The sequence below is a fragment of the Neisseria sp. genome (assembly GCF_030523955.1).
Lineage (GTDB): Bacteria > Pseudomonadota > Gammaproteobacteria > Burkholderiales > Neisseriaceae > Neisseria.
Map to the genome: position 1 here is coordinate 1 of NZ_JAUNHL010000086.1, position 8,556 is coordinate 8,556.

An 8,556-nucleotide genomic window follows, 5' to 3' on the forward strand; every position below is an offset into this window, starting at 1 on the left:
TTTGATAATATCGGCAACACGTTTTCAGGCAAAAATGTAGCGGATTATTTCAAAAGCCAACAGCGAAAAGTGGATTTAAACACCGTTTATAACTACTTAAAAGCCTTAGAAAGTGCTTTCATTTTGCACCGTGTCGAGCGTTTTGATATCAAAGGTAAAGAGATTTTAAAAACCCAAGAAAAATTTTATTTGGGCGATGTGTCCTTGCTTTATGCCACGATGGGTTTTCGTACCAGCTTGATTTCGGGCATTTTGGAAAATTTGGTTTATTTAGAACTCAAACGTCGTGACTATCAGGTTTATATCGGTAAATTAGGCACTCAAGAAATTGATTTCATTGCACAAAAACAGAATGAAAAAATCTATATCCAAGTGGCGTATAAATTGGAAAGCGATCAAACCGTTCAGCGTGAATTTTCACCACTACAAGCCATTGCGGATAATTACCCGAAATATGTGATAACCATGGACGATTTTTGGCAGGAGAATATTGATGGGATTGTGCATCAGCATATTGGGATGTTTTTACTAACATAGCAGTGAAAAATGCCATCGGAAACTTAAATTCAGATGGCATTTTATTATTGAATAGAAAGCCGTTATTCGTTCTTTTTCCAAACCTTAGAAAAAGAAGCACTTCTCGATTCAGGTTTAAACTCAGGTATTTTAATTTTTACTTTCATTGGGAAAGGAAAATCCACGCCTAACAATAAGCCTTCACCTTGTCCCAATACAGGCAAAAAGGACGCTGAGCGATGGTCGATAGATCCGACAGCTTTTTTCACAGTTTCCTGATCTTTTTCGTTCGTTAGTCGGTGAACAATCAAAGTACCTATTTGACTCAATACATCTTCGGGAATATCTCTTGGACGTTGTGTTGCTATCGTAACGTTTAAACCATATTTTCGACCTTCTTTTGCTATGTCGCCAAATGCCGTTAAATTCATTTTGCTGATTTCATCGCCAATAGATTTATTTAGGAATTGATGAGCTTCATCAATAAATACAATCAAAGGATTTTCATAAGAAATTTTTTCTTCTCTGGCACAAGAAAGCAATTTTCGTCCTATTGCATTTACCAATAATTCTCGAGCATTAGCTTCAAATGGAACAGCAGACAAATCTAATCGAATGATTTTGTTATTTGATGTGCATAGACTATCAATAATACTTGGGATAGTTGTTAAAGTATGATCACAATCTAACATCCATTTTAGATGAAGATTATTTTGCATTGCTTTAATTCTTGATATTAGGCTTAAGCAATACCCAATGTCATTATCGGCTCGTTTTCCCCATTTTGTAGGGTCTGGAGTATTGATTGTCCCTGCTGTTGGATATACACACTCTGCAATTATCTGTTCAGCTAAATTAGAAAAACTCCATGGAATATTCATCATATTGCTAGTAATATTTTTTACAGCATTTTCAAACGGTTGTTTCAATTTTTCTGATTTTTCTAAATTATATGTTTGAGTAATAGATAATCCATGATTTGAGATTTTCCAATAACTTGTAACAACTTTTAGACTCCGAATTGCTTCTTCTAATTTAGGAGCTTGACTTCCAGCCGATGGGCGAAGCAAAGCTCTTATATCAGAATCAGTAAACATCCAATGTGGGTAGGTAACTTTATTTTGATTTGTTGCATTAGGATGTTCGCCAACATAATAGTGCTCACAAGGTAAATTTGCATACTCTCCCGTTGCATCCAATAATAAAACTTTACCGCCGTTTTGGTAGATATTATTGATGAGATTTGCCATAGTGTAACTTTTGCCACCACCTGTTGAGCCTAAAATAGCGCAATGTCGAGAAAATAATTTTTCAGGGGTAAGATTTATCGTAACAGATGAATCGCCTACTATTTCTGCAATAGGAAGATCAATATCATCACTAGCATTATTGATTTTTCCTTCTGCTAATAATGAAATTAGCTTTGGATGAGCTGAATAAATTTGAGCACCCAGTTTAGGGTATTGTCTGATCCCTTTACGGTTAAAGCCCGTTTCGCTATCTACGCTAACTAGTAATTGAACCAATCCAATAGGGCTATTATTTGCATAGCTATCATCTAAACTATCAACGCTTAATCTTTCGCCATTTTCTAACCAAACTTTTATAACTCGGCCTAAAATACAGTCTTGTCCACAATCAATAAACACATATTCATTGACTTCACCAATTGAAATACGATTGCCCAATAACCATACTTTTTCGCCTGTTCCAGCTTTGGTTAAGTTTATTTTGGCTTCTGTTGCAGATATTTCTATAAGGCTGCCAACTCTGCGTGTAACATCACAAGGTGAGAACCAATTATTCATGATTTATTCCCCATTGCGAGCTCTTGAAAGATTTTAAAAATATCTTCTTCTGGTGTTGATTTATTTCTATCTGGTAGCTGATTTACAAAAGTAGAAAAATCACTATCAACTAAAGAAATTCTTGAATCTCCAGCTTTTACGGCATTCATAAGTAGAGAGCGAATTTCTTTATTGAAAGATCCTTTTTCATCAAATAAAGATCGGGTTCCTACCATTAATAATAATTCAGGATTTGTTCTTAATGCCATAGTTATAGCATTATTGATATGTTTATCATTAAACCCGAAACCTAAACATAAAATAGCGGTTTTAGGTTGCTGTATCGCATTTAAAAAACTGGATACCATATCTAAATAAGGTGATTCATACGATGTTTGGTATTTATTGCTACTTGGATAGATAATAACTGGTTCACCTTGCTGTTTTTCATTTCTTCTTTTTTGGATACCTTGTTCGGTTCTTATCCAATCAACTGAACCATGAATTTTATAGAGATGAAATACATTAGGTAAATAGCTGGTTGATTTATCACTAGATTGTGTTCTATGTACGATGTCATAATTGAACCAAGACGGATTAAATCGGTATGGTATAGAATATTCAAAACCATCAATTACCGTCATACCAATATTGGAAGCAGCGGTTTCGAATGCAAGGTCATAGTTCGTTGTAAATGCTTTCAATCTTTTTTGCTTAGCTTGTCTTTTACCTAGTACACGAAGCAATTTTTCATGATCTTTCCAACTTTGTGAGTTTGTAATCTTTTCTGTGAAATCAGTAACTTCTAGAATTTTATTTTTTGCATCTTTAATGAATTTTCTTAACTGCTTTAGCCGTGTAGCGGATACTTCTTCTAATGTCAGAAATGTATCACATCTAGATAAGAATAATTCAATATCTTCAGCTGTTCTACCATCATCCCACTTTCCAGCAAAGTTATCATAGTGAGTATACTTTCTAATATCATCAAATATTTTTTCATTCATTCCACGGCAAGCATGCCATAAATCAACCATACCTGGGGCAATGCATGTAGGTTCAGTAGAATTAAAGGTTAATGATGTGCCAGAACCAGCAAGCACAATGATATTTTCTGCATCCAAAATCTGATTTAGACATTTTTGTAACAATGCTTTGTATTCTTTCTGCTTGTCATCTTCTTGGGCTGCAAGTTCTATGGAGATCGGTTCTTTTTCTGTAATATCTGAAGATAAAAATTTCATACTCATATAGCCACCTTAGGTAGAAAATTCTAAGATTTGATTATAACTCTTATAGAAGAATAAGCTACTAGATCTCTAGGTTTCAGACGGCCTGTTTCAGACAGGCATTTTGTTTTTAACCGCCGGAAAATAGCGCTGCAATATCTGTGTTAATAAATCGAACACCAGCAACACCCGTTGCGGCGTGATGCTGTGGTAGGGGCGGTAAAGATACAGTTGCCAAGTTTGGCGGGGAATGTCGGGCAGCAGCTCGATCAGCTTGCCGGCGGTTAATTCGCTCTGGCAGATGCCGTCTAAAATAAACGCGCAGACTCTGCCCGATAAGGCGGCGGCCAGCTCGCTGTAACCGTCGGTGGCGGCCAAGGCGGGGCGGCGGGGGATGAAGTTTTGCTGTTCGTTGAAATACCAGCCCCAAGGGCGGCCGGTTTCCTGATTGATTTGGCTGCTCAAAGGATAGCGCCGCTGCAAATCTTCCAGATTTTCAGGCAGCCCGCAGCGTGCGGCCAATTCGGGCGCGGCAACGATGCGCTGGCGCATTTCGGTAATCGGGCGCACCACCCAATCGGGTTCGGGCGAGAGGCCGACGCGCACGCCCATGTCAATTTGGTGTTCCGTGAGCTTTAGGCGCGCGCTGTCGGCATACCATTCCAGCACGATGTCGGGATAATCGCGCAATTGTTGGCACAGTTCGCCCAGAATTTCCGCGTAAAAAGGCAGCCTCGGCAGGGTAATGCGCACCACGCCCGCCAAATGGCCGTCGTTGCGGGCATGGTCGGTAAACAGCAGCTCGGCATCTTCCAGCAATTGTTTCGCCCGCGGCAGAAACTGTTCGCCAAACGCCGTTAAACGGATGGTGCGCGAATTGCGTTTGAACAGCACTTCACCGACGGCGCTTTCCAATTCGGCAATCATGCGCGACACCACTTGCGGCGAAACCGATAAGCGCACGGCCGTTTCGCGGAAATTCAGCGTTTCGGCGGCGACGCAGAAATGGCGCAGCGCTTCCAATTTATTTAACATTATTGTTCCTGTTTTTGGAATGTTGCATTCCTTGATCGTTCATTGTATCAGAACGAACAGAGGGCTAGAATGACCCTATCTTTTTTACAACCATAGGAAACCCCATCATGAATTTCGCCAAATTATCTTCATCTTTCGTTTTAGCCGCCGCCCTTGCCGGCGTTTCAGGCAGCGTGGCTGCCGCCGATTACCGCAACAACCCGTTTACCTTGGTGTACGACGGCGCCATCCGCCAAAACGAAGCGGGCAAGGTCAATATCCGCCCCGTTTCCTACACCGTCAACGGCATCAAAATCGCCGCCAATGTGTACACGCCGGCCAATTTCGATCCGAACAAACAGTATCCTGCGATTGTGGTCGCCCACCCCAACGGCGGCGTGAAAGAACAGGTGGCGGGTTTGTATGCGCAAAAATTGGCGGAGCAAGGCTATATTACGATTGCCGCCGATGCCGCTTATCAAGGCGCGAGCGGTGGCGAGCCGCGCCAAACCGACAAACCGTTTAACCGCATTAACGATGTTCACGGCATGGTGGATTTCATTAGCCAATTCAAAGGTGTAGATACCAAGCGTATCGGTGCATTGGGCATTTGCGGCGGCGGCGGTTACACCTTTGCCACCGCGCAAAGCGACAAACGCATTAAAAGCGTGGCAACGGTTAGCCTGTTCAATACGGGCTTAATCCGCCGTAACGGTATGAATGATAATGCTGTTGCCACCATTCAAGAGCGTTTGGCAAAAGCCAGCCAAGCACGCAATCTGCTGGCAAAGGGTGAAGTGCAATATGAAGCCAATGCCGATTTAACCAAAATCACCGATGAACAAATCGCCCAAATGCCCGCGGGATTATATCGTGATGGTGCAGAATATTATGGCAAAACCCATTTCCACCCCAATTCAACGCCACGCTACACCACAGAAAGCTTATTGGATTTGATGACATGGGATGCAACCGACCAAGCCGAATTGATTGACCAACCCTTATTGATGATTGCAGGTTCGGCAGCCGATACGCGCTACATGACGGAACAAGCTTTTGCCAAGGCCACCGGCACGAAAAACAAAGAGTTGGTTTTGATTGACGGCGCAAGCCATATCGAAACCTATTGGAAACCCGAATATGTGAAACAAATCAGCGCGAAATTAACGCAGTTCTTCGGCAAGAATTTGTGATGTTGGTTTCAGACGGCCTAATGGCTGCCTGAAAAAAGAAAAAACAGGCCGTCTGAAACCGATTGTGTCGCACAAAATGATTGAAACCCATCCGGTGGTGTTCGGCTCGAAAGCCGTGCCGGTTAAGTGAACTGAATATTTTTGCAACGTAAACAGTAAAGGAATTTGTCATGGAAAACATTACCGATAAAGTCGTCATCATCACCGGCGCCTCCAGCGGGTTGGGCGAAGTCGCCGCACGCCATTTGGCAGAGCGGGGCGCTAAACTGGTGCTGGGTGCGCGCCGCCTTGAGCGCCTGCAAAAGCTGGCCGACGACATCAAACAAAGCGGCGGCCAAGCCGTGGCCGTGGCCTGCGACGTCGCCCGCCGCGAAGACGTGGAGCAACTGGCGCAAACTGCCTTGCAGACCTTCGGCCGCATCGATGTGTTGGTCAACAACGCCGGTATCATGCCGATGGCGCCGCTGGCCGCGTTGAAAGTGGAAGAATGGGATAAAATGATTGATGTCAATGTAAAAGGCGTTTTATATGGCATTGCCGCCGTGCTGCCGACCATGCAGGCGCAAAAAAGCGGACACATTATCAATTTGTCTTCCGTGGCGGGGCTGAAAGTGTCGGGCGGCGTCGGCACCGTGTACAGCGCCACCAAGTTCGCCGTTAAAGCCATCGGCGAAGGGCTGCGCATGGAAACCGCCGCCGACAATATCCGCGTCACCACGCTTTACCCCGGCGCGGTGGAGAGCGAGCTGAAGTTCGGCAGCAGCGACGAAACCGCCGGTGCGGCGATGCAGGCGTTTTATGAAGCCAACGAAATCCCCGCCGATTCGGTCGCCCGCGCCGTGGCCTATGCCATCGAACAGCCGGCCGATGTGGCGGTAAACGAAATCACCATCCGCCCGACGCGGCAGGAGTTTTAAAGTAATGACCAACTGATGCCTGTCTGAAAAATAGGCACTTTCAGACAGGCATTGCCGGAACCGAGCTGCCGCATCTTAACGATCACGCTAAATATCTCAACCGGAGAAATACGATGAACGCCAAGAAAATAATGACCGCCTCGCTTACTGCTGCGGTTGCCGCTTCCGCCTCGGCGGCCGGGCAAACCGTTACTCCGCAGTTGTAGGTCGGGCATTTTGCCCGACACAATACGCCGTCACCATGTCGGGCATAAATGCCCGACCTACGAAAAATCATTTTTTGTCGTGTATTGAAAAGCAGCCTGAAATAGAAAACGAGCCATCATCATGAACAAAACTTCGCTATTTTCTGCCGCAATTGCATTGTCATTGGCACATGCGCCTGTTTTCGCGCAACAAATCATCACGCCAGCCACGCACCATTCATGGCAAAACGCACCGCGCGAACATTTTTCAGGTGCGGCACGTTTTGCCAAGCTGCCTGAAATCCCGAATAGTCCAAATGCTTCAGCGATTGTAGAGTTTGAAGCGGGCGCCATCACCGACTGGCACACCCATTCGCACGGGCAGTATTTAATCGTTACCGAAGGCGAAGGACGCACGCAGGAATGGGGCAAACCGGTTCGAATCATCAAAAAAGGCGATGTGGTGTGGTGTCCGCCCAATGTCAAACATTGGCACGGCGCGGGCGAACACACCGCCATGAGCCATATCGCCGTCAGCCCGCAAGCTGACGACAACAAACCCACTTGGCTGGAGCGAGTGCAACTGCCGAGTGCCGCCGCACCCGATATGGCAAAACACCGGCAAACCACGCCGCTTTCCGCCAAACAGCTCGCCATCGTGCCGATTGCCGCCCTGTCTGCCGCAGGCGATAGCGGCCGTCTGAAAACCGCCATCGAACGCGGTTTGGAGCGGGGGCTGACGGTGAACGAGATTCAGGAAATCTTCACCCACCAATCCGCCTACGCCGGCTTTCCGCGCGCGCTCAACGGCATGAACACACTGCAAGCCGTGCTCAAAGAGCGGCAGGCGCGCGGCATCCGCGACCCGCAGGGCAAAGCCGCCGCTACACCGCCCGACAACACCGACTACTACGCACTCGGCCGGCAAACCCTGCAAACCTTGGGCTCGCCCGCCGCCGACAGCGTGATTGCCAGTCACGAAGGCATAGACCGCGCCCTCAAAGCGCATTTGTTCGGCTACCTGTTCGCCCGCGACAACCTGAATTACGTTAACCGCGAGCTGGTTACCGTCTCCACCATCGCCGCGTTGGGCAAGGCAGACGCCCAACTACACTCACATTTGGGCATCACCCAACGCTTGGGCGTGAACAATCAACAATTGCAGCGCGTGTTTGATGTGTTGGCCAAAGAATACGACCCGCAAGCGGCCGAACAGGCGCGGCGGGTGTGGGCGCAAAGTCAGTAAGAACATGGCGGATAATCGCCGTGAAATAAAATGCCTGTCTGAAAACTTTTCAGACAGGCATCAATATTGGTAACAACCTAAATAAACCTAAATGCATGGCTATGCCAGCCTTAAATCCTACAGCAAGCGCAAAATTCCTCTTGCTGGGTTCTGAGAGCTTTGCAAAAAGCCGCTTTAATCCTGAATTGATCAATTTTTCGTCATACTCGGGCCTGGCCCGAGTATCTGCTTTTTCTTCTCAAACAACTATATAGCAGATTAACTTAACTTTCGCGAAGGCTCTGCTGCGCCTTAGCTCAAAGAGAACGATTTGGTAAGCCGCTGAAGCGGCAACAGAATCGGTTCCGTACTGCTTGTACTGTCTGCGGCTGCTGCCTTGTATCGAAGTAATTCAATCTGCTATAGCGGATTTTAACCTCTTGAATTGACAATCTAAGTGCAACAAATGCGAAGAGGTGCCCATAAAGCA

General features: G+C 45.8%; 7 protein-coding genes. 4 read left to right on the forward strand and 3 right to left on the reverse strand.

Annotation, left to right across the window (positions count from 1 at the left end):
• Positions 1-537 (forward strand): ATP-binding protein (locus tag Q4C79_RS12555; protein WP_303091363.1); only part of this gene is annotated, 537 nt, incomplete at its 5' end.
• Between the two features lie 62 nt (positions 538-599).
• Here Q4C79_RS12555 and Q4C79_RS12560 read toward each other — a convergent pair.
• The 3 genes from Q4C79_RS12560 to Q4C79_RS12570 form a co-directional block, all read right to left on the reverse strand.
• A complete protein-coding gene (locus Q4C79_RS12560) occupies positions 600-2,324 on the reverse strand; it encodes an ATP-binding protein (RefSeq protein WP_303091364.1) in 1,725 nt (574 codons plus the stop codon).
• Positions 2,321-3,553 carry an SIR2 family protein gene (locus Q4C79_RS12565; RefSeq protein ID WP_303091365.1) on the reverse strand — a complete coding sequence of 411 codons (1,233 nt, stop codon included), beginning with the start codon at positions 3,551-3,553 and terminating at the stop codon, positions 2,321-2,323. Before Q4C79_RS12565 ends, Q4C79_RS12560 begins: the two co-directional genes overlap by 4 nt.
• 90 nt (positions 3,554-3,643) lie before the next feature.
• Positions 3,644-4,567, reverse strand: coding sequence for a LysR family transcriptional regulator (locus tag Q4C79_RS12570; RefSeq protein ID WP_303091366.1), 924 nt, complete (start codon positions 4,565-4,567; stop codon positions 3,644-3,646).
• Between the two features lie 107 nt (positions 4,568-4,674).
• Here Q4C79_RS12570 and Q4C79_RS12575 point away from each other — a divergent pair, with 107 nt between their 5' ends.
• The 3 genes from Q4C79_RS12575 (at position 4,675) to Q4C79_RS12585 (ending at position 8,087) form a co-directional block, all read left to right on the forward strand.
• A complete protein-coding gene (locus Q4C79_RS12575) occupies positions 4,675-5,739 on the forward strand; it encodes an alpha/beta hydrolase (RefSeq protein ID WP_303091367.1) in 1,065 nt (354 codons plus the stop codon).
• 170 nt (positions 5,740-5,909) lie between these two features.
• Complete coding sequence (locus Q4C79_RS12580; protein WP_303091368.1) at positions 5,910-6,656, forward strand: SDR family oxidoreductase; 747 nt, start codon at positions 5,910-5,912, stop codon at positions 6,654-6,656.
• A gap of 327 nt (positions 6,657-6,983) precedes the next feature.
• Positions 6,984-8,087: a carboxymuconolactone decarboxylase family protein gene (locus tag Q4C79_RS12585; protein ID WP_303091369.1), complete on the forward strand. Its 1,104-nt coding sequence runs from the start codon at positions 6,984-6,986 to the stop codon at positions 8,085-8,087.
• Positions 8,088-8,556 lie beyond the last annotated feature (469 nt).